Origin of the sequence: Nereida sp. NH-UV-3 (assembly GCF_042939535.1) — a bacterium.
GTDB classification, from domain to species: Bacteria; Pseudomonadota; Alphaproteobacteria; order Rhodobacterales; family Rhodobacteraceae; genus Nereida; species Nereida ignava.
Genome location: NZ_CP132157.1, coordinates 2,132,872 through 2,153,515 on the forward strand (window position 1 = coordinate 2,132,872; position 20,644 = coordinate 2,153,515).

Genomic DNA, 20,644 nt, shown 5'->3' on the forward strand with positions numbered 1-20,644 from the left:
ACAAGGCAATGCCAAGTCTTAAGGACCTTAAAAACAGGATCGAGTCGGTCAAATCGACCCGCAAGATCACAAAGGCTATGCAAATGGTGGCCGCCGCAAAACTGCGGCGGGCCCAAGAAGCAGCCGAAGCCTCGCGCCCCTACACAGAACGGTTTAACGCCGTGATGGCAGGGCTCGCGGCATCCGTGGGTGGCTCTGATAGTGCGCCCAAGCTGCTGTCTGGCACCGGAAGCGATCAAACCCACCTGTTGGTGGTGATGACGGCTGAACGTGGCCTGTGCGGTGGATTTAACGGGAACATCTCAAAACTGGCGCGCGGTCACGCACAAAAGCTGGTTGCTGAGGGCAAAACCGTTAAAATCCTGACCGTTGGTAAAAAAGGGCGTGACGCTCTGAAACGTGATTTGGGTGATCATTTCGTGGGCCACGTTGACTTGTCTGAAGTCAAACGCGTGGGCTACGGCGATGCTCAAGGCGTTGCACAAGACATTCTGACACGCTTTGACGCGGGTGAGTTTGACGTTGCAACGATCTTCTTCGCGGAATTCCAAAACGTCGTCACACAAATCCCTACGGCGCAACAAATCATCCCCGCTTCTTTTGACGCAGCGGATGAGGCGGGCGGCGATGCAACGCTCTATGACTACGAACCCTCAGAAGAAGCCATCTTGGCCGACCTTCTGCCTCGTGGTGTGGCAACTGCTATCTTCAGCGCTTTGCTGGAAAATGGCGCGTCAGAGCAAGGTGCGCGGATGTCCGCAATGGACAACGCAACCCGCAACGCCGGCGAGATGATCGACAAACTGACCATTCAGTTCAACCGATCACGCCAAGCTGTGATTACCAATGAATTGATCGAAATTATTTCGGGCGCGGAAGCGCTCTAAGAACCGGAGAATAGACACATGGCAAATGCAAAAGGCAAAATCACGCAGGTGATTGGCGCCGTTGTCGACGTGCAGTTTGAGGACGCTCTTCCCCAGATCCTCAACGCGCTGGAAACAGACAACAACGGCAAGACGCTGGTCCTCGAAGTGGCTCAGCACCTTGGTGAAAACACAGTGCGCACCATCGCGATGGACGCAACAGAAGGCCTCGTTCGTGGCCAGGCCGTTACCGACTCAGGTGCGTCCATTGTTGTGCCCGTAGGCGACGCAACACTTGGCCGCATCATGAACGTTGTGGGCGAGCCAATCGACGAAAAAGGCCCAATTGGTGCCTCTGAAACACGTTCCATCCACGCTGAAGCGCCCGAGTTCTCCGAGCAGTCAACAGCGTCGGAAATTCTTGTGACAGGCATCAAGGTCATCGACCTTCTGGCGCCATACTCCAAGGGTGGTAAAATTGGTCTGTTCGGCGGTGCGGGTGTTGGTAAAACAGTTCTCATCCAAGAGCTCATCAACAACATCGCGAAAGTGCACTCTGGCTACTCCGTGTTTGCGGGTGTGGGCGAGCGTACTCGTGAAGGTAACGACCTTTACTACGAATTCATCGAATCCGGCGTTATCAACGCAGACGATCTGACGAAGTCCAAAGTGGCCCTCGTTTACGGTCAAATGAACGAGCCTCCCGGTGCGCGTATGCGTGTTGCCCTGTCAGGTTTGACAATGGCCGAGCAGTTCCGTGACCAATCCGGTACAGACGTTCTGTTCTTCGTCGACAACATCTTCCGCTTTACACAAGCGGGTTCCGAGGTGTCTGCGCTTCTGGGCCGTATTCCTTCCGCGGTGGGCTACCAGCCAACACTCGCAACTGACATGGGTCAGATGCAGGAACGCATTACGTCAACCAAATCAGGCTCAATTACGTCTGTGCAAGCGATTTACGTGCCTGCGGATGACCTTACCGACCCTGCGCCGGCGACGTCATTTGCTCACCTTGACGCGACTACGGTTCTTAACCGCGCGATCTCGGAAAAAGGCATCTATCCTGCGGTTGACCCGCTCGACTCCACATCACGTATCCTTGACCCTGCTGTTGTAGGCGAAGAGCACTACGCGGTTGCAGCCGAAGTGCAGCAAACCCTACAACGCTACAAAGCGCTGCAAGACATCATCGCGATTCTCGGCATGGACGAGCTTTCCGAAGACGACAAACTGACTGTTGCACGTGCCCGTAAGATCGAGCGCTTCTTGTCACAGCCATTCGACGTTGCGGAAGTGTTCACCGGTTCACCCGGTGTTCAGGTGCCGCTCGAAGACACAATCTCGTCGTTCAAAGCGGTTGTTGCCGGTGAATACGACCACTTGCCAGAAGGCGCCTTCTACATGGTTGGCGGCATCGACGAAGTGATCGCAAAAGCCGAAAAAATGGCAGCAGAGGCGGCCTAAGATATGGCAGACACCATGCAATTCGACCTGGTCAGCCCCGAACGTCGCCTCGCGTCGTTCGGTGTGACCGAGGTCCAGATCCCAGGTGCGGATGGGGACATGACGGTTATGGCCGATCACGCCTCAACCATCACCTCTCTGCGCCCCGGTGTTCTGACAGCCACGGGTCCCGAAGGGACACGCCAATACCTCGTGACTGGCGGTTTCGCCGAGATTTCACCCAACGGCACATCCGTGCTGGCGGAACGTGCGATCTTGCGTGAGGACGTCACACAAGCAGACATCGACGGCATGGTTGCAGACGCAACCGCGGCCCGCGATGCTGCTGGCCCGGATGCAACTGATGCCGCTGCCAAAACACTGGCAGACATCATCGCAATGGGTGGCGAGATCGGCATCACAGCAAGCTGATCACAGCGACGACAAAATGATCAAAGGCCTCGCATTTGGTTGCGGGGCCTTTTTCGTTTTCCTATTGTTTACCCATAGCCCGTATTTTCGGCGGACCAGCCGAACCCGTTAACGAAAGCAGCCCATGAAACGCCTCGACAGCCATACACTTGGGATAGAACAGGGCGAGCTTGTCTTGTTCTCTGACTTTCAGGCCGGTGGTGATATGTGGACGGGCAAGGGCGACCGTATCGTGCGCCGCCGCGTGGAGTTCTCGGAGGCCTTCCGCAAAGCCCCAAGCGTCATGGTTAACCTCAGCATGTGGGACACGGATCATGCCACGAACACCCGCATGGACCTACGCGCTGATGATATAACCGAACGTGGCTTTGACGTGGTGTTCCAAACATGGGGCGACACGCGCGTTGCTCGTATCCGCGTGGGCTGGACCGCCATGGGCATGCTTCACGAAGACGACGATTGGGAACTTTATTAACCCTACCGTGCGCCCAAAATTATTTGGGGCAACACCCCGATAGCCCGTGATATACCTTAGGACGCTAGCACATAACGGATCGGATCCTCGCGCCGCTTTACTCTTGCGCGTGTGAGGTCAGACCAAGAAGACAGCCCCCGCTCGGGCATATTGGGCCAAAGGTCGTTATCCAAACCATCCTTGATGGCGCCATCATTTCCGGCTTTTCAAGCGTAGATGCGAGCCAGATATCTCGCACTTAGCTACCACCAGACATGAAAAAACGCCCCGCCAAATTGGCTGGGGCGCTTCTTGTGCTACCAAAATACCGGCGTGTGTGCGCGGCGTCTTTGGGCTTAGTCTGTTGAGTATAGACCTTCGTAGATTGGGCCCAAGGTATTGGTTTCGAACAAAGAACTCACGCTTGTACCGCTCCAGATGTTCAAGATCGCCTGCGCGAAAATTGGCGCTGTCGGCACGATCCGGATGTTGGGGCAATTCTTGACCGCTTCTGTCGGCTGAATTGAATCCGTGATCACCAATGATTTCATGACCGAGTTGCTGACCCGCTCAATCGCAGGGCCGCTCAACACACCGTGGGTGATATAGCTGTGTACTTCTGTGGCACCGTGCTCAAGCAGCACTTCCGCCGCTTTGCACAAAGTTCCGGCCGTGTCACAGATGTCGTCCACGATGATACAGCGTTTACCGGTTACATCCCCGATCACTGTCATCTCAGCCACTTCACCGGCTTTCTCGCGGCGCTTATCCACAATCGCCATGGGCGCGCCGATGCGTTTTGCCAATTCGCGCGCACGGGACACACCGCCCACGTCAGGCGAGATCACCATCACGTCGCTCAAATCGCCAAATTGCGATTTCACGTCCAGCGCAAAAACAGGGCTGGCATAAAGGTTGTCCACGGGAATATCGAAAAAGCCCTGAATTTGTGTGGCGTGCAGATCAAGGGTCAGAATGCGCTCAATCCCCGCGCCGGTCAGCATATTCGCAACCAGTTTGGCCGAGATCGGCGTGCGGGCTTTCATGCGGCGGTCTTGGCGCGCATAGCCGAAGTAGGGGATCACGGCAGTGATGCGTTGCGCAGATGAACGGCGCAGCGCGTCGGCGATGATCAGCAGCTCCATCAGGTTGTCATTGGCCGGACGGGATGTGCTTTGCAGGATGAACATATCCTCGCCGCGCACGTTCTCGAAAACTTCTACAAAAACCTCACCATCGTTAAAGCGTTCTACCCGTGCATCTACGGGCTTTACGTTCATTCCGCGGTGCATCGACATTCGGCGCGCAACCGCGTCGGCCAGCGGTTTGTTGGCGTTCCCCGAGATCAGTTTGGGTTCAGTAATATTGGGCATGGTGTTTGGTCCTGTGGAGCAGCTTTATGACAGAATCGTGACATTGCGCACCTCCTAACATGTCACTACGGTCGCGCATAGTTTCATACGTCAAACAACAGGATATCCTATGGCTCATATTGACTACTATCTGGCGACGATTTCTCCTTTCACATACATGAATGGCACCCGCGTCGAGCAGATTGCAAAAGCACATGGTGCGACGCTGACATATAAGCCGCTTGATATCATGGGTCTTTTCGGCGCCACCGGTGGCACGCCGCCCAAAGACCGCCACATCAACCGTCAGGAATACCGCCTGCAAGACATGGCGCGCCGCGCTAAGCTGGCGGGTCTGCCGCTGAACCTTAAGCCTGCCCATTGGCCCACAAACATGGCGCCAAGTTCTTATGCGATCATCGCAGCACAAAACGCAGGCGGCGGCGATCTGGGTGCATTCGTTCACGCGCTGACACGCTCTTGCTGGGCCGATGAAAAAGATATTTCGCAAACAGACGTTATTGCTGCGTGCCTGACCGAAGCGGGCTTTGACGCAGGTCTGGCAGAAGCAGACATGGTGAACAGTGCCGACACATACGCGCGCAACCTCGAAGAGGGCGTGGCAGCTGGCGTCTTTGGCGCGCCGTTCTTTATTGTCGACGGCACCGAGCGTTTCTGGGGCCAAGATCGTCTTGATGATCTGGACGCATTTCTTGCAGGCAAACTCTGATCGGCCATTGGCTGTGACGTGGTTGTCCTTGAGGCGGCCCAATTAATAAAGAAAGCCCCCCGCCTTGGATATCAGGCGGGGGGCTTTTGTTTGAGAAGACTGATTGCGATCTGCTTGCTGTTAGCCGCCGCTGATCAGTTCAAGAAACGTATCAACGTCGCGCTCGGTGGTGGACCATGACGCCACAGCCCGCGCGCCCAACAGCGCATCGGGGTCGCCTGCAAGATCGTGATCAAATGGCCAGAAATAATACGCAGCACCTGCCTCATGGGCCTTTTGGTGTCCCTTGCGCGGCCAGCGGGCAAACACTTGGTTGGCGTCCGTGGGGTGCAGTAACTCACCACCTTCAATGTTCAAAATACCATCACTGAGCCGCTTGCCCATGGCGTTCGCGTGACGCGCCATTTCAAGCCATAGATCGTCTTTCAGATAGGCATTCATCTGCGCGCTCAGATAGCGGTGTTTGGAGAAAAGATGCCCGCCCCGTTTGCGCCGCAACTCGAATTCCCACGCCACTTTGGGGTCAAACAGGATAACCGCTTCCACGCCCAAACAGCCGTTCTTGGTGCCGCCAAAAGACACTGCATCCACGCCTGCTTTCCACGTCATTTCAGCCGCGCTCGCACCGGTGGCCACAAGCGCGTTGGTAAAGCGTGCGCCGTCCATATGCACCCCAACGCCAAAGCTGTGGGCCACATCTGCAAGGGCGCGCACTTCGGCGGGGGTGTAGGCCGCGCCCGCTTCGGTCAGGTTCGTCAGGCTCAGGGGGCCGCGCTGTGGGTTGTGCACCCCAAGTTGGCCGGTTTTCTCAATGGCGGCGTGCAACGCGGCGGGGCTCAGTTTGGCGTCATTCCCGTCGATCAATTCAATCTTGGCACCGCCTGTGTAAAACATCGGCGCGCCGCATTCATCGACTTCGATGTGGGCTTCGCGGTGGGCAAAAATAGTTTGCCACGGCTGGCACATACACGCCAGCGCCAGCGCATTTGCCGCAGATCCCGTGGCCACCAAATAAACGGCAGCCTCAGGGGCCTCAAAGATGTCGCGGATTTGTTGGCGCACTTCTTCCATGATCGGGTCCGAGCCATAGGGCATCGCGTAATCGGCATTGGCCTTTTGGACGGCTTCCATGATCTTGGGGTGCGCGCCGCTTGAGTTGTCTGATGCGAAATACATGAAAGCATTACCTTTCTGGCTGTGATGCGGTGTTGCGGGGCGGTTTTGTGAAGCGGCGCGCTTTGGCCGCTACGTCTCCGCCATACATATTGCGTTAAGTGCTACCTGAGCGGCAAATCTACTCGGGGTCAATGATGTGGTCTTCCCACTCGTCCTCGTGGACCTCGTTTTCAGGCACGGTCCACCCCTGCACGGACACGCCTGCGTCATGCACGGTTTGCGCGCTGCCGCTGATCAACGGGTGCCAGTCATAGAGTGGGGCCCCTTGGGCGCGCAGCTTATAGGCGCAGGTGCGCGGCAACCAATACATGTGGTCTTCGATGGTTTTGGGCGTCAGCACGATGCATTCGGGCACAAACTGGTGGCGGATGTCGTACTGGCTGCATTGGCAGGTTTCCCCGTCAAGCAAGCGGCACGCCACGCGGGTGGTCACCACTTGGCCGGTGTCTTCGTCTTCAAGTTTGTTCAGACAGCATTTACCGCAACCGTCACACAGCGCTTCCCATTCTTTGGGGCTGAGCGCGGTCAGCGGCTTTTCCCAAAACGGCTTAGACATCGGCCAGAATTTCGCGGGCTTTGGCGCAATCTGCGTCCATTTGGGTGATCAACGCCTCAAGGCTGTCGAACTTCAATTCGGGGCGCAAGAAATCCACCAAGGCCACGGAAATTTCCGCGCCGTATAAATCACCCTTAAAGTCAAAAATGAATGTCTCGCAATTTGGCACGTTCTCGCCAAACATGGGGCGCACGCCGATGCTGGCGGCCCCTGTGTAGCTGCCCGCGTGCGGACCGTTCAGAACGTCTGCCTTGACAGCGTAGACCCCAAATTTGGGCGGGTGGCGGCCGTCGATGGACATGTTTGCGGTAGGGTAGCCAAGGTCGCGGCCACGCTGATCGCCGCGGATTACCTCGCCCACGATCCGGTGCCAGTGCCCCAACATTTCAGCGGCCACGCGCGGGCGGCCATCGGCAAGGGCGGCGCGGATGTTTGTGCTTGAAACTTCGCCTGCATCAAGTGCCACCATCTGTGCGATTGTCACACCAAAACCCATTTCCGCGCCAAACGCCTTGAGGGTTTCTGCGTTGCCGCTGCGGCCTTTGCCAAAGCAAAAATCCTGCCCCACGACCACATGATCAAGGCCAAGCTGATCGCAGATCACCGTCTGTGCAAAAGCCCGGGCGTCCAGCTCGGCCAAGGCTTTGTTGAATGGCACTTCGAACAGACGTTCGACCCCCAGTTTATCCAAGCGGTTTGCCTTGGCCTCGGCGTTCATTAGGCGGAACGCGGGCGTTGTGGGGGCAAAGAAATTGCGTGGATGCGGCTCAAACGTCATGATCCCAAGGGGCACGCCGCGGCGTGTGGCCTCGGCGCGGGCAATGTCGATCACCGCTTGGTGGCCAAGGTGCACCCCGTCGAAATTACCGATGGCAGCCACGCCGCCACGGTTGTCGGGATCAATGAAATGAGTGTCTCGGATGATGCGCATGAGCCAAGGCGTAGCGCCCGTGCGCGCGCTGCGCAAGCGCTAGTCGAACTTGCGGCTTGGGGCCATGACAACGGCTTCGCCTTTGAGGACTTTCTTGCCGTTGATTTCGCAGTGGGTCTCCATGGTGACGCGGCGTTTGGGGATGTCCATGTCGGTCACAGTAACCACAGCGTTGACCATATCGCCCGGGCGAACGGGGGCCAAAAACTTAAGTGTCTGGCCAAGATAGACCGTGCCGTGGCCCGGAAGCTGTTCGCCGATGACCGCACTGATAAGGCCCGCAGTCAGCATCCCGTGGGCAATGCGCCCCTCAAAAATGGTGTCGTTGGCATAGTCGTCATCGAGGTGGACCGGATTATGATCCGTCGAGACTTCGGCAAACATCTCAATATCGCGGTCAGTAATGACTTTGCGCAAATTGCGGCTCATGCCGATTTCGATGTCTTCGATACAGATCGTGCCGCGGGGTGCGTTATCCAACATTGCGAGTATCCCAAAGTAACAATTGCGCTATTCGAGATAAATACACGCAATAAAATTACTTTGCAACTGCAGAATAATTTATATGCAATTTATCGCAGGTATCCGATGGTGTAGCTGGGATTGACCATTTCGCCTTGTAAATAGGCTTCAAGGGCGGTCGCGTCTGGCTGAGTGTCTGTTTTGGTCTCGGCTTTGGCCAAGCCACCGCTGATGAACAAACAGTCAAGATCTTCGCCCATGGCACCGGTAACGTCGGTGATGATTCCATCGCCAATGGCCAGAATACTGCTGTCGGACACGTTGGGACGCAGGGCCGCAAGGCGGCGGCGCGCAAGATCGTAGATGGGCGGGTGCGGTTTGCCGAAATAGAGGCTCTCGCCGCCCATTTCCGTGTAAAGAGCAGCCAGCGCACCGGCGCACCACTCGCGACGTTCGCCGCGGTCCACCACGATATCGGGGTTGGCACAAAGCAGCTTCATGCCCTTTTGTTTGGCGTAGAGAAATTCGGGGCGCATCACGGACGGATCAGCCGTGGGGTCCATGGGGCCACAGCACACGATGCCATCGGCTTGATCCAGCGGGACTTGGGTGATGGTGACGGGCGCGTCGATGACGTTGAGCGGTCTGAAGAACGACTGGTCGTGATCTTCGCCGATGAAATAGACTTTTTCGCCCACAACACCGCGGAACATTGCGGCGCGCGCACTGTCGCCTGAGGTGGCGATATCGTCCCAACAATCCCGCGGCAGGCCCATGCCATCAAGTTGATCCGCCACAGAGGCGCGCGGGCGCGGAGAGTTGGTGACCATGATTACCGTGCCGCCTTGCGCCTTGAACGCCTGAAGGGCGGCGACCGCTTCGGGGAAAGGGGTGATGCCGTTGTGCACACAGCCCCAGAGATCGCAAAACACCGCTGAATACTGATCGGAAATTTCGGACAACTGCGTAACGATCTGGGACATGGGATGTCTTTCTGGCGGTGTGGCCGTGACGGGGGGCTGGAGAGGGGACGGGTAGTGAGGTGTGGAGCGGGAACATGTGCTGGCGCGCAAGGTCGGTTCCCTGCGCGCCAAGGTGGGGGATTAAGCCAGCTTGAGGTTCGGGATGATCTGCTTTTTGCGGCTCATCACGCCCGGCAGAACCACGCTGTCACCAGTGACCGTTGCGCCGAATGATGCCTCTGCCACAGATTTTGTCAGCGCGTTGGGCACCAGCATGGTGGCTTCTTCGTTCAGGATGTCGACCACAAAGAGCAGCACCTGATCCACACCGTCTTCGCTTGCCACAGTTGTCATGCTGTCCATCAAAGACGCCGCACGGTCCAGCACGATGGCGGGCTTTGTGGTTTCCAGAACAGACACGCGGAATTTAGTGCCGTCCACGGCGTATTCTTTGCTGTCCATGCGCAACAACTCGGCGTCGCTAAAGGCGCTGACGTCTGATTTGGCGGCGAACATTTCATCGGCGTAGGCGTCAAGATCAAGGCCCAGATCGGCGGCCAAAGCGCGGGCCAGATCCGTGTCCGTCTGTGTGGTTGTTGGCGAGCGGAACGCCAGCGTGTCTGACAAGATACACGACAGCATCAGGCCTTTGATCTGCTCGGGCATTTCGGCGGCGTGTGCGCCCATCAGATCGTGCATGATCGTGGCGGTGCACGCCAGCGGGCGGATGGTGATGTCGATGGGGCCTGCAGTTTCCAGACCACCCACAAGTTTGTGGTGATCGATGATGGCCGTGATGTTGAGCGCGTTGATGTTGGCGGGCAACTCGGCGGGGTTGTTGGTGTCCACAACAATGCAGTCCTGACCGTCTTCAAAAGCGTCGACGATCTGGGGTTTGGTTGCATTCCAACGGGTTAGGACAAATGCGGCCTCTGTGTTCGGCTCGCCCAGAAGAACGGCGCGCGCATCGCCGCCGGTGTGGTTGATGAACCATTCCCAGATCAGCGGAGCGCCGGTGCTGTCTGTGTCGGGGGATTTGTGGCCGAAAATCAAGGTCGTCATTGGAGGGTCTACCCTTTAAAAATGGAGTGCTTTTGAGGGCGTTATAGGCCCAAGCAATGGCCTTGTCACCCGCCCGCATCGATGGCTAGGATGCGGCGTTATGAGCACCAGCAGCACCCCCGCGAAAATCAAGGAAACGGACCTTTACGGGCCGGTCAAAGCGTTCCTTGAAGGGCAGGGCTACGAGGTGAAGGGTGAGATTGGCGCAGTGGATGTTCTGGCGCTGGGCGGTGAGGGGCAAAGCGGCGAGCCGTTGATCGTGGAATTAAAAACTGCCTTCTCATTATCGCTTTTTCATCAAGGAGTTGCGCGATTATCTGTTAGTGATCTTGTGTATGTTGCGGTGCCCTTTCAAAGCGGTAAACGCTGGCGCGCGGGGCTGAAGGCGAACGTGACGCTGGCGCGTAGGATCGGGCTTGGCATCATGACCGTGCGTCTTGAGGACGGGTTGGTGCAGGTGCATTGTGATCCGGTGCCGTATGCGCCGCGCAAAAATGCCAAGCGCAAGACGGCTTTGTTAAAGGAGTTTGCCAAGCGCAGCGGTGATCCCAGCAAAGGCGGGGCGACGCGGGCGGGCTTGGTGACCGCTTACCGGCAGGACGCCATCAAAATTGCGGCACATCTGGCGGGCCACGGAGCATGCCGCGGCGCAGATGTGCGCGATGCGACAGGAGTGGCGCGCGCTACAACTATGATGCGCGACAACCACTATGGGTGGTTCGAAAAAGTGACGACCGGTGTTTACGACCTAAGCGATACGGGCCGCGCGGCGGTAGAAGGTTAAGGCTACAGCGCCCATGTTGGCGGGGTTGCCGTGCTTACTGGCCGGTGCCTTCAGGGGCAGCGCCATTGCCGTAAAGCAGATCAACAGTTGACTGGGGCACAGAAACTTCGACGGCGTTATCGGCTGAACTGTCCCCGATGAAACCCGAACAGCCCGACAAGGCAGTGACCGCAAGCAGACAAAATGTAGAGAGTAAACGCATAGACTTATCCTCGAACCAATTAAGAATCTGCACACAGCCTGTGTGCTTGTCCGCTTTTGGACAACAAAAAACCTAATAATTGATGAATTTGGGCTTAATTCGCGCCTTAATTGCTAAAATTGGCAATATTTTGTGAACAGTAGCGCGTGAATCTTAGGAATTGTTTTACCTTCGCATGGGCATTTAACCCCAAGGCGTTGTGTTTGGCTGTTGTAAAGCTTGGTTTTTGTAGGGGAATTTTAGTCCGTGATTGAGCTGTAATTTTAGCAAAATGGGCGGTGTTTGACCGTCTGAATTTTAGTGCAAAAGAATCTTGGGAGGGGCTGTTGACACCTTCATGGACGCTGCCTAACTATCGCTCGTTAGCACTCGCCCTGAGTGAGTGACAAGAATTGAAACTTGAAGCTAAGGAGCTGCACAGATGGCACTTAAACCACTTCATGACCGTGTATTGGTCGAGCGCGTGGAAAGCGAAGAAAAAACAGCGGGTGGCTTGATCATCCCTGAGTCCGCAAAAGAAAAGCCTGCGGAAGGTGTGATTGTTGCTGCTGGTGAAGGCGCACGTAAGGACAGCGGTGAGCTGATCCCAATGGCCGTCAAAGAAGGCGACAAAGTTCTGTTCGGCAAATGGTCCGGCACAGAAGTGACTGTCGACGGCAAAGAGCTGTTGATCATGAAAGAAAGCGACGTTCTGGGCATCCTGTCCTAAGCGCTTCTCTTTTAAGTTCATATAAATACACAAGATTTTAAGGAGCATTTGAAATGGCTGCTAAAGACGTCAAATTCGACACAGACGCCCGCGACCGTATGCTGCGCGGCGTAAACACGCTTGCAAACGCGGTTAAAGTTACGCTCGGCCCCAAAGGTCGCAACGTAGTTTTGGACAAATCATTCGGCGCACCGCGCATCACCAAAGACGGTGTATCTGTTGCCAAAGAGATCGAGCTTGAAGACAAGTTTGAGAACATGGGCGCGCAGATGGTCAAAGAAGTGGCCTCACGCACCAATGACGAAGCTGGTGACGGCACAACAACTGCTACAGTACTTGCACAAGCCATCGTTAAAGAAGGCATGAAGTCTGTTGCAGCTGGCATGAACCCAATGGACCTGAAGCGCGGCATCGACCTTGCAACTGCTAAAGTTGTAGACGCGATCAAAGCGGCAGCACGCCCTGTTTCTGACAGCGACGAAGTTGCACAAGTTGGTACCATCTCTGCAAACGGCGAAATTGAAATTGGCCGTCAAATCGCGGACGCGATGCAAAAAGTGGGCAACGAAGGCGTTATCACTGTTGAAGAGAACAAAGGTCTGGAAACAGAAACCGATGTTGTTGAAGGCATGCAGTTCGACCGCGGTTACCTTTCACCTTACTTCGTGACCAACCCAGACAAAATGACAACCGAGCTGGAAGATTGCTTGATCTTGCTGCACGAGAAGAAATTGTCTTCACTTCAGCCAATGGTTCCACTGCTCGAAACAGTGATCCAGTCCGGCAAGCCACTTCTGATCATCGCAGAAGACGTAGAAGGTGAGGCGCTTGCCACACTCGTCGTCAACAAACTGCGCGGTGGTCTGAAAATTGCGGCTGTTAAGGCACCTGGTTTCGGCGATCGTCGTAAAGCCATGTTGCAAGACATCGCGATCCTGACTGGCGGCCAAGTGATTTCCGAAGATCTGGGCATGAAGCTTGAGTCGGTCACAATGGACATGCTGGGCACAGCCAAGCGCGTTGCGATCACCAAAGACGAAACAACAATCGTTGACGGTGCTGGTTCCAAGCCAGAAATCGAAGCTCGCGTGACACAAATCCGTCAGCAGATCCAAGAAACAGACAGCGACTACGACCGTGAGAAGCTGCAAGAGCGCGTTGCCAAACTGGCAGGCGGTGTTGCTGTTATCCGCGTCGGCGGCATGTCAGAAGTAGAAGTAAAAGAGCGCAAAGACCGCGTTGATGATGCCCTGAACGCGACACGTGCCGCTGTTCAAGAAGGTATCGTTGTTGGTGGTGGTGTTGCTCTGGTACAGGCTGGCAAATCGCTTGACGGTCTCGAAGGTGCAAACAACGATCAAAACGTTGGTATTTCGATTGTGCGTAAAGCCATCGAAGCGCCACTGCGTCAGATTGCTGAAAACGCCGGTGTTGACGGTGCAGTTGTTGCGGGCAAAATCCGCGAGAGCGATGACAAATCGTTCGGTTTCAACGCACAAACTGAAGAATATGGCGACATGTTCAAGTTCGGCGTCATCGACCCAGCAAAAGTATGCCGCACCGCGTTGCAAGATGCAGCGTCTGTTGCATCGCTTCTGATCACAACCGAAGCAATGGTTGCTGATAAGCCAGCGAAAGACGGCGGCGCACCAGCAGGCGGCATGCCTGACATGGGCGGCATGGGCGGCATGATGTAATCACCCACAGTTTCCCGGTTTCGGGAAATGGGTGACGCATCTGCGTTCACGAAAATTGGGGCCTCTCCTGTGTTGGAGGGGCCCTTTTTGTTTGCCTGACGTGTTCTGGTGTCAGATCGTCTTGTGACGCAGGACGCGGCGCAAGGCATGTGATGCTGGCGGTGTGGGGGAAGATACCGTAGGCATATCGGAGAAAATGAAAGTGACCGCCTGATGCGCCTGATCCTGTTGATATGCCTAACGATGCTTGCGTTTGCGGCGAACTCTTTGCTGACGCGCGCGGGTGTTGTGGCCGGTGCAGACCCGATGCAGTTTGCGGTGCTGCGGGTTGTGGCAGGGGCGGTTACGTTGTGCGGATTGGTTGCGCTGCGCGGGCGGAATGCGGGCGGTGGTTTTCAGCTTTTTGCGGCTCAGCGCGTGTTTGGCGCGCTTGCTTTGGTGACGTATCTGATTGGGTTTTCCCTCGCGTACCGTGTTCTTGATGCGGGGCTTGGCGCGCTCATTTTGTTTGGTGTCGTGCAGATAGGATTGTTCGGTTATGCCCTTGCGCGCCGACAACCGGTTAGCATTTTTCGTTGGAGCGGCATGGGGTTGGCCATGGTTGGCCTTGCGTGGTTGGTCTGGCCTGTGCCCGCTGCTGCGGGGGAAACGGTGGTGCGTGTTGATCTTTGGGGGGCTGTGTTGATGGCTGTCGCGGGTCTTGCCTGGGCGGCCTACACAGTTAACGGGCAGGGCGCGCGCGACCCGTTGGGCGCATCAGCAGGTAACTTCGCATGGGCAGCCGTTGGGATGTTGCCGGTGTTGTTTTTGGTGCCAAGCGGTGGGATGCCGCTGATTGGCGCGCTTAGCGCAATCGCGTCCGGGGCCATCGCTTCTGGTTTGGGGTATGCGCTTTGGTTCAAAGTGTTGCCGCAGATCCAGACAACCACCGCCGGCATCGCACAGCTAAGCGTGCCGGTCATTGCCCTTGTTTTGGGCGCTGTCCTTTTGAGCGAAGTACCGGATGTTCGCGCGATGCTTGCGGCGTCTGTGGTCATCGCAGGCATCGGGGTTGCGATGATCCCAAGTAGGGCGCGGGCCTAGCCGTTCGTTACGGTGTGATGAAGTTAACGTGGCCCATTTTGCGGCCCGTTTTGACGTCTGCTTTGCCGTAAAGATGCACCGCCGCGTTTGAGCCAAGCAAGGCTGGCAGCCGGTCCATATCATCCCCGATCAGGTTTTCCATCCGCACGTCGCTGTGGCGTGTGCCGTCGCCCAATGGCCATCCGGCGATGGCGCGGATGTGCTGTTCAAACTGGCATGTGGTGCAGCCGTTTTGCGTCCAGTGACCAGAGTTGTGCACGCGCGGGGCGATCTCGTTTACGACCAAGCCTGTGGGTGTCACAAAAAGCTCAAGGCCCATGACGCCTACGTATTCAAGGGCGTTCAGGATTTTCGCGGCCATCAAAACCGCGTCCATCCGCTGGGGCGCGGGCACAGTTGAGGGCACCGTGGTGGTGCGCAAAATACCGTCTGAATGCACGTTTTCGCCCGGATCATAACAGACCACTTCGCCTGATGGGCTTCGCGCGGCGATGACGCTGATCTCGCAGCTGAACGGAACAAATCCTTCTAGAACACAAGGCGCGCCTTGGACCGCTTCAAGGGCGGCGGCGGCTTCAGAGATGTCGTTGATGCGGACTTGGCCCTTGCCGTCATAGCCAAAGCGGCGGGTTTTCAAGATCGCTGGCGTGCCGAAAGTTTCGAGCGCTTTGGTTAATGATGCCAGATCGGTGATGTCCGCATAAGGCGCAGTGCGCAGGCCCAAGCCGCTGAGGAAGTCTTTTTCGGTTAGGCGATCTTGGCTGGTTGAAAGCGCTGCGCGGCCAGGCCGGATTGTGCTGTGATCCTGGATCAGATCAAGCGCCGCCGTGGGAATGTTTTCAAACTCATAGCTGACCACATCAACAGAGCGCGCAAAATTCAACAGCGCGTCAGCGTCGTCATAGGCAGCTTTGAAATGGTAATTGGCCACGTGCGAGGCAGGGCAGTCACCAGCGGGTTCAAAGATGCAGGTCTTGAAGCCAAGGCGCGAGGCCGCAACAGACAACATCCGCCCAAGTTGACCGCCGCCCAAAATGCCGATTGTCGCGCCTTGGGGCAATGCGCCCGCGGGCAGTGTCGCGGTGTCAGTCATCTGTTGGCTCCTGCGGGATGGATGCGGATAAGTCAGCGCGCCATTTATCGAGGCGTGCGGCCAGCGCATCATCAGATGTGGCCAAAATACCGGCGGCCATCAGACCTGCGTTTGCAGCGCCTGCTGCGCCAATCGCCATGGTCGCAACCGGATATCCTTTGGGCATTTGCAGGATAGAATAAAGGCTGTCCACACCCGAAAGCGCCTTGGTTTGAACCGGCACACCAACTACTGGCACGCGGGTTTTGGACGCCATCATACCGGGCAAATGGGCAGCACCACCGGCACCTGCGATAATCACTTTGAGGCCACGCTCAGCGGCAGTTTTGCCGTATTCCCAAAGCCGGTCAGGGGTGCGGTGCGCCGAGACGATCTTGGTCTCATAGGCGATGCCTAATTCATCGAGGATTGTTGCTGCGTTTTTCATGGTGGGCCAATCGCTTTGGCTGCCCATGATGATACCGACTGTGATGGACATGGCGCGTCCCTTTTCGTGGTGTTGATCGCGCGGGGCGGTCGTTGTTGAGGTCGTTATAACGCCGCTGGCCTGTTACGCAATCGGCGCGCCGAAATTGAACGTGGCTGCGGGCAGGGTGGCCGAATTTCAGGCGATAATATCAGGGGTGATGCGGTCTTCGAGTTGCGCGATGCGATCTTTCAGGCCGAGTTTTTGTTTTTTCAGACGCTGCAACGTGAGCCGGTCAAAGGGGCTGTCCGTCAGTGCTTCGATCGCGGTGTCGAGGTCACGGTGCTCTTGGCGCAAAACTTCAAGTTTGATGCGCAACACATCTTCGCTTGGCATCTCCATTTGCGCGTTCATTTGCAGTCCTCTGTCTGGGCTTTTGCCGATGTATCTGGGTACCAGTCACCGATCTGTTCCACTTAACTACCTGATTCTAGCCTATTTCACCTAGGAAAACCTTGCGAAGCCGTAAACGCGCCCCCATATTTTATCCTATGAAGCGCATTGCCTTGATTTGGGGTGCGCCTTGATACCGTCGCTTGACTGAAAAGGACGAACAGATGACGAAATTAACCTTGGGGACCCATCCATATTTGTTGGGGTTTGAGCAGCTTGAGCGCTTGGTTGAGCGCAGCGCAAAGACCGGAAACGATGGATACCCGCCCTATAATATCGAACAAACCAGTGACACATCTTACCGCATTACGCTTGCGGTGGCGGGATTTGGCGATGATGATTTAAGTATCACCGTGGAAGACAGCCAACTGGTGATCCGCGGCCGGCAAACCGATGATAGTGAGGGCCGCGTGTTTCTGCACCGCGGAATCGCAGCGCGGCAGTTCCAAAAGTCTTTTGTGCTGGCGGATGGCGTCGAAGTGGGGGCCGCACGCATCGAGAACGGGCTGCTGCACGTTGATCTGAACCGCGCCGTGCCAGACCGGATCATCCAGAAAATCGAAATTTCAAAAGGGTAAGTTGGGGGAATTGATATGAAAAATAACGTTTCAAATACAGCAGATACGCGTTTTGGTGACAACAGTAAGCTTGTTTATGTAAAGCCAATTGCCCTTGATGAATTACCCGATGAAGTGCGTGAAAAAGTGAACGGGCAGGGCCCATTGTTTGCGGTGCACAATGATGCGGGCCAACAATTGGCGCTTGTGGCTGGACGGCGTTTGGCGTTTGAGTTGGCGCGCGAGAACGATTTACAGCCAGTAACCGTTCATTAACTGTCACAGAAGCAGTAAATGGCGCAGCAGACAAAAGTGAGACCCTGATGATGCGTGCGCCATTTGAGATTGCAGGCCGTGAAATTGCGGCGGGCAGCAGACAAACTGTTGAGTTGCCCGTCAGCGTGATGGCTGACAACACGCCCGTGGGCTTGAACGTTCATGTGATCCACGGGGCAGATGAGGGCCCCGTTTCTTTCGTTAGTGCGGCCGTGCACGGCGACGAAGTGGTTGGCGTTGAGATTTGTCGCCGTCTTTTGGCCAGTGTTGATCCCGAATTGTTGCGCGGCACGCTGCTTGTGGTGCCGATTGTAAATGCGTTCGGATTTCTGAACCGGTCACGATACCTGCCGGATCGGCGGGATTTGAACCGATCATTTCCTGGCTCATCCAAGGGGTCTTTAGCGTCGCGTTTGGCCCAGATATTTTTGCGCGACGTTGTTGAGCGGTGCAGCTTTGGGGTGGATTTACACTCGGCTGCGATCCACCGGACAAACTTGCCTCAGTGCCGCGTGTCGGCGGGCAATGCGCGTACGCTGGCTATGGCGCGGACATTTGGGGCGCCTGTCATTTTGACATCAGATTTGCGCGAAGGTTCGTTAAGATCAGAGGCGGCAGAGCGCGGGGTTGATGTGCTTTTGTATGAAGCTGGCGAAGGGCTTCGGTTTGATGAGTTTGCCGTGCGCGCGGGCGTGATGGGCATCATGCGTGTGTTGCATGGCGCTGACATGGTGGATGATACGGACTTTGATCCGGTCGTCACACCGTCCCTTTTGTGCAGCTCAAGCCAGTGGGTGCGGGCGCCCGCAGGTGGCTTGCTGCGCGCGTTCAAAGGGGATGGTGATGTGGTCGAAGAAGGTGATTTACTGGCCGCGGTGAGCGATCCGTTTGGCGCAGAAGAGTATGAAATTCTGGCCCCAGCCCCCGGGATTGTGGTGGGCCGCGCGGTGTTGCCCGTGGTGAACGAAGGGGACGCGGTGTTTCATTTGGCGGCCGTGCGCCAAGGAGATGCGGAAGCGACCGTGGAAGAAATCGCTGCGCAGCTGGATGCTTCACCGCTGTTTGATGAAGATGAAATTATTTAGACAGGTTATGAAAAAGGCAGGGTGTGTACCCTGCCTTTGTGCGTTTTCTGATATATCTTCGATCAGAAGTTAGGCGCGGATTAGGCCGAGGCTTTCAAGTTTAAGAAGTACTTGGTGGGCGCAGTTGTCGACATCTACGTTTTCGGTTTCAACACGCAATTCAGGGTTTTCAGGAATGTCGTAAGGGTCTGAAATGCCTGTGAATTCCTTGATCTTACCTTCGCGCGCAAGCTTGTAGAGGCCCTTGCGATCACGGCGCTCGCATTCCTCGATTGACGTGGCTACGTGGACTTCGATGAAGGCGCCAAACTGTTCAATATCTTCGCGTACGGCGCGCCGTGTCGTGGCATAGGGCGCGATTGGTGCGCAAATGGCGATGCCGCCGTTTTTGGTAATTTCGGATGCAACATAGCCGATGCGGCGGATGTTCAGATCGCGGTGCTCTTTCGAAAAGCCAAGCTCAGAGCTGAGGTTTTTGCGCACGATATCGCCGTCAAGTAAGGTCACGGGACGTCCGCCCATTTCCATCAGCTTCACCATAAGCGCGTTTGCGATGGTGGATTTGCCAGAACCCGAATAGCCCGTGAACAGCACTGTAAATCCTTGCTGCGCACGCGGCGGACGGGTCTTGCGCAGCTCGTTCACGACGGCCGGAAATGAGAACCACTCCGGGATTTCTAACCCTTCGGACAGGCGGCGGCGCAATTCGGTGCCTGAGATGTTCAGGATTGTGACGTCATCTTTGTCGGCGATTTCATCAGCGGGTTCGTATTGGGCGCGGTCTTGGACGTAGACCATATGTTTGAAATCGACCATTTCGATGCCCATTTCCGCTTGGTGTTCGCGGAACAGGTCTTGGGCGTCGTAGGGGCCGTAGAAATCCTCACCGGCCGAGTTTGCGCCGGGTCCCGCGTGGTCGCGGCCAACGATGAAATGTGTGCATCCGTGGTTTTTACGGATGAGCCCGTGCCAAACCGCCTCGCGAGGGCCTGCCATGCGCATCGCAAGGTTCAACAGCGACATGGTTGTGGTGGCTTGCGGGTACTGATCAAGCACCGCCTCGTAGCAGCGCACCCGCGTGAAGTGATCAATGTCACCGGGCTTTGTAAGTCCCACAACGGGATGAATGAGCAAGTTGGCTTGCGCTTCTTTTGCAGCGCGGAACGTCAGTTCTTGGTGGGCGCGGTGCAGCGGGTTGCGCGTTTGAAAAGCGACCACTTTGCGCCATCCAAGCTTGCGAAAATAGGCGCGCATTTCATTTGGGGTGTCTCGCCGCGCTTTGAAATCATAGTGAACAGGCTGCTGAATGCCTGTGACGGGACCGCCCAGATAAACCTGGCCTGCAGTGTTATGAAGATAGTTAACGGCAGGGTGTGCGCTGTCGTCTGCGCCAAAAACCTGTTTGGCTTCGTGGGCTTTGTCTGGTGTCCAGCGGTCTGTGACAGTCATGGTGGCGAGGATGACGCCCTCTTGATCGCGCAGGGCGATGTCTTGGCCAATTTCCAAGCCTTTGGCGTAATCTTCGGAAACATCAAGGGTGATTGGCATAGGCCAAAGGGTGCCGTCTGCAAGGCGCATCGTGTCCACGACGCTGTTGTAATCGTCTTGGGACAAGAACCCCTTCAGCGGGTTGAAACCACCGTTCATCAAAAGCTCTAGATCGCAGATCTGGCGTGGTGTCAGATCGTGACTAATCAGATCGCCTGCATCGGCCTTAAGCTTTTGCGCGCTTTCATAACTGACATAGAGTTCGGGGATTGGGGTGAGGTTGGCTGCCATTGTCATCGGATTACTCATTTGGGGTATATCGGTCCTAGGTGGCTTCCGGTTACGCAAGCAATGTGGCGAAAATCGTGCAATGGCGCGGCAATCA

24 protein-coding genes are annotated in these 20,644 nt (G+C 56.2%); 12 read left to right on the plus strand and 12 right to left on the minus strand.

Features of this window, described 5'->3' with window-relative positions; translation table 11 throughout:
- Window positions 1-8: 8 nt before the first annotated feature.
- From NeNHUV3_RS10505 to NeNHUV3_RS10520, 4 genes are all read left to right on the plus strand, one after another.
- Window positions 9-887 carry a F0F1 ATP synthase subunit gamma gene (locus NeNHUV3_RS10505; protein ID WP_048599427.1) on the plus strand — a complete coding sequence of 293 codons (879 nt, stop codon included), beginning with the start codon at window positions 9-11 and terminating at the stop codon, window positions 885-887.
- 18 nt (window positions 888-905) lie between these two features.
- The gene (gene atpD / locus NeNHUV3_RS10510; RefSeq protein ID WP_048599428.1) at window positions 906-2,330 is read left to right on the plus strand and encodes a F0F1 ATP synthase subunit beta; all 1,425 of its coding nucleotides are present in this window, start codon (window positions 906-908) and stop codon (window positions 2,328-2,330) included.
- 3 nt (window positions 2,331-2,333) lie between these two features.
- Entirely contained in the window at window positions 2,334-2,741 is a 408-nt protein-coding gene (locus tag NeNHUV3_RS10515) for a F0F1 ATP synthase subunit epsilon (RefSeq protein WP_048599429.1), read from the plus strand.
- Between the two features lie 124 nt (window positions 2,742-2,865).
- The gene (locus tag NeNHUV3_RS10520) at window positions 2,866-3,216 is read left to right on the plus strand and encodes an H-type lectin domain-containing protein (RefSeq protein ID WP_341246286.1); all 351 of its coding nucleotides are present in this window, start codon (window positions 2,866-2,868) and stop codon (window positions 3,214-3,216) included.
- Window positions 3,217-3,551: 335 nt separating this feature from the next.
- On the opposite strand, the gene NeNHUV3_RS10525 is transcribed toward NeNHUV3_RS10520, so the two are convergent.
- On the minus strand, window positions 3,552-4,568 hold the full coding sequence (locus NeNHUV3_RS10525) for a ribose-phosphate pyrophosphokinase (protein ID WP_391481310.1): 1,017 nt from the start codon (window positions 4,566-4,568) through the stop codon (window positions 3,552-3,554).
- A gap of 109 nt (window positions 4,569-4,677) precedes the next feature.
- On the opposite strand from NeNHUV3_RS10525, the gene NeNHUV3_RS10530 reads away from it, so the two are divergent.
- The gene (locus NeNHUV3_RS10530; RefSeq protein WP_048599432.1) at window positions 4,678-5,277 is read left to right on the plus strand and encodes a 2-hydroxychromene-2-carboxylate isomerase; all 600 of its coding nucleotides are present in this window, start codon (window positions 4,678-4,680) and stop codon (window positions 5,275-5,277) included.
- Window positions 5,278-5,397: 120 nt separating this feature from the next.
- Here the strand turns inward: NeNHUV3_RS10530 and NeNHUV3_RS10535 are convergent, their stop codons facing one another.
- The 6 genes from NeNHUV3_RS10535 to NeNHUV3_RS10560 all read right to left on the minus strand — a co-directional run bounded on the left by NeNHUV3_RS10535 (window position 5,398) and on the right by NeNHUV3_RS10560 (window position 10,426).
- Window positions 5,398-6,453 carry a threonine aldolase family protein gene (locus NeNHUV3_RS10535; protein ID WP_391481311.1) on the minus strand — a complete coding sequence of 352 codons (1,056 nt, stop codon included), beginning with the start codon at window positions 6,451-6,453 and terminating at the stop codon, window positions 5,398-5,400.
- A 118-nt stretch (window positions 6,454-6,571) separates the two neighbouring features.
- Window positions 6,572-7,009 (minus strand): YcgN family cysteine cluster protein, encoded by a 438-nt coding sequence (locus tag NeNHUV3_RS10540; RefSeq protein WP_341246284.1) that lies wholly within the window; start codon window positions 7,007-7,009, stop codon window positions 6,572-6,574.
- Window positions 7,002-7,940, minus strand: a complete 939-nt coding sequence (locus NeNHUV3_RS10545) for a bifunctional riboflavin kinase/FAD synthetase (protein WP_391481313.1) — start codon at window positions 7,938-7,940, stop codon at window positions 7,002-7,004. Before NeNHUV3_RS10545 ends, NeNHUV3_RS10540 begins: the two co-directional genes overlap by 8 nt.
- Before the next feature lie 39 nt (window positions 7,941-7,979).
- Window positions 7,980-8,423: a MaoC family dehydratase gene (locus tag NeNHUV3_RS10550; protein ID WP_048599436.1), complete on the minus strand. Its 444-nt coding sequence runs from the start codon at window positions 8,421-8,423 to the stop codon at window positions 7,980-7,982.
- A gap of 89 nt (window positions 8,424-8,512) precedes the next feature.
- Complete coding sequence (locus NeNHUV3_RS10555; protein ID WP_391481315.1) at window positions 8,513-9,385, minus strand: TIGR01459 family HAD-type hydrolase; 873 nt, start codon at window positions 9,383-9,385, stop codon at window positions 8,513-8,515.
- Window positions 9,386-9,505: 120 nt separating this feature from the next.
- Window positions 9,506-10,426 (minus strand): manganese-dependent inorganic pyrophosphatase, encoded by a 921-nt coding sequence (locus tag NeNHUV3_RS10560; RefSeq protein ID WP_391481317.1) that lies wholly within the window; start codon window positions 10,424-10,426, stop codon window positions 9,506-9,508.
- Window positions 10,427-10,526: 100 nt separating this feature from the next.
- On the opposite strand from NeNHUV3_RS10560, the gene NeNHUV3_RS10565 reads away from it, so the two are divergent.
- On the plus strand, window positions 10,527-11,210 hold the full coding sequence (locus NeNHUV3_RS10565) for a DUF2161 domain-containing phosphodiesterase (protein WP_391481318.1): 684 nt from the start codon (window positions 10,527-10,529) through the stop codon (window positions 11,208-11,210).
- Between the two features lie 34 nt (window positions 11,211-11,244).
- Here the strand turns inward: NeNHUV3_RS10565 and NeNHUV3_RS10570 are convergent, their stop codons facing one another.
- On the minus strand, window positions 11,245-11,412 hold the full coding sequence (locus NeNHUV3_RS10570; RefSeq protein ID WP_391481319.1) for a hypothetical protein: 168 nt from the start codon (window positions 11,410-11,412) through the stop codon (window positions 11,245-11,247).
- A 421-nt stretch (window positions 11,413-11,833) separates the two neighbouring features.
- Between NeNHUV3_RS10570 and groES the strand changes: the two genes are divergently transcribed.
- The 3 genes from groES (at window position 11,834) to NeNHUV3_RS10585 (ending at window position 14,901) form a co-directional block, all read left to right on the plus strand.
- Window positions 11,834-12,121 (plus strand): co-chaperone GroES, encoded by a 288-nt coding sequence (gene groES, locus NeNHUV3_RS10575; RefSeq protein WP_048599439.1) that lies wholly within the window; start codon window positions 11,834-11,836, stop codon window positions 12,119-12,121.
- Between the two features lie 53 nt (window positions 12,122-12,174).
- Complete coding sequence (groL, locus tag NeNHUV3_RS10580; protein ID WP_391481321.1) at window positions 12,175-13,818, plus strand: chaperonin GroEL; 1,644 nt, start codon at window positions 12,175-12,177, stop codon at window positions 13,816-13,818.
- A 213-nt stretch (window positions 13,819-14,031) separates the two neighbouring features.
- Complete coding sequence (locus NeNHUV3_RS10585) at window positions 14,032-14,901, plus strand: DMT family transporter (RefSeq protein WP_391481323.1); 870 nt, start codon at window positions 14,032-14,034, stop codon at window positions 14,899-14,901.
- Between the two features lie 7 nt (window positions 14,902-14,908).
- On the opposite strand, the gene NeNHUV3_RS10590 is transcribed toward NeNHUV3_RS10585, so the two are convergent.
- The 3 genes from NeNHUV3_RS10590 to NeNHUV3_RS10600 all read right to left on the minus strand — a co-directional run bounded on the left by NeNHUV3_RS10590 (window position 14,909) and on the right by NeNHUV3_RS10600 (window position 16,814).
- Complete coding sequence (locus tag NeNHUV3_RS10590; RefSeq protein ID WP_341246278.1) at window positions 14,909-15,994, minus strand: 5-(carboxyamino)imidazole ribonucleotide synthase; 1,086 nt, start codon at window positions 15,992-15,994, stop codon at window positions 14,909-14,911.
- Complete coding sequence (gene purE / locus NeNHUV3_RS10595; RefSeq protein ID WP_341246277.1) at window positions 15,987-16,472, minus strand: 5-(carboxyamino)imidazole ribonucleotide mutase; 486 nt, start codon at window positions 16,470-16,472, stop codon at window positions 15,987-15,989. The genes NeNHUV3_RS10590 and purE overlap by 8 nt, the downstream gene beginning before the upstream one ends.
- A 126-nt stretch (window positions 16,473-16,598) precedes the next feature.
- Window positions 16,599-16,814 carry a YdcH family protein gene (locus NeNHUV3_RS10600; RefSeq protein ID WP_048599444.1) on the minus strand — a complete coding sequence of 72 codons (216 nt, stop codon included), beginning with the start codon at window positions 16,812-16,814 and terminating at the stop codon, window positions 16,599-16,601.
- Between the two features lie 203 nt (window positions 16,815-17,017).
- Between NeNHUV3_RS10600 and NeNHUV3_RS10605 the strand changes: the two genes are divergently transcribed.
- The 3 genes from NeNHUV3_RS10605 to NeNHUV3_RS10615 are packed head-to-tail and all read left to right on the plus strand — an operon-like array spanning window position 17,018 to window position 18,771.
- On the plus strand, window positions 17,018-17,431 hold the full coding sequence (locus tag NeNHUV3_RS10605) for an Hsp20 family protein (protein ID WP_048599445.1): 414 nt from the start codon (window positions 17,018-17,020) through the stop codon (window positions 17,429-17,431).
- A 15-nt stretch (window positions 17,432-17,446) separates the two neighbouring features.
- The gene (locus tag NeNHUV3_RS10610; RefSeq protein WP_391481325.1) at window positions 17,447-17,686 is read left to right on the plus strand and encodes a DUF1150 family protein; all 240 of its coding nucleotides are present in this window, start codon (window positions 17,447-17,449) and stop codon (window positions 17,684-17,686) included.
- Window positions 17,687-17,730: 44 nt separating this feature from the next.
- Window positions 17,731-18,771 carry a succinylglutamate desuccinylase/aspartoacylase family protein gene (locus NeNHUV3_RS10615; RefSeq protein WP_391483243.1) on the plus strand — a complete coding sequence of 347 codons (1,041 nt, stop codon included), beginning with the start codon at window positions 17,731-17,733 and terminating at the stop codon, window positions 18,769-18,771.
- Between the two features lie 69 nt (window positions 18,772-18,840).
- On the opposite strand, the gene NeNHUV3_RS10620 is transcribed toward NeNHUV3_RS10615, so the two are convergent.
- Window positions 18,841-20,556, minus strand: a complete 1,716-nt coding sequence (locus tag NeNHUV3_RS10620; protein ID WP_391481326.1) for a bifunctional sulfate adenylyltransferase/adenylylsulfate kinase — start codon at window positions 20,554-20,556, stop codon at window positions 18,841-18,843.
- Window positions 20,557-20,644: the final 88 nt, after the last annotated feature.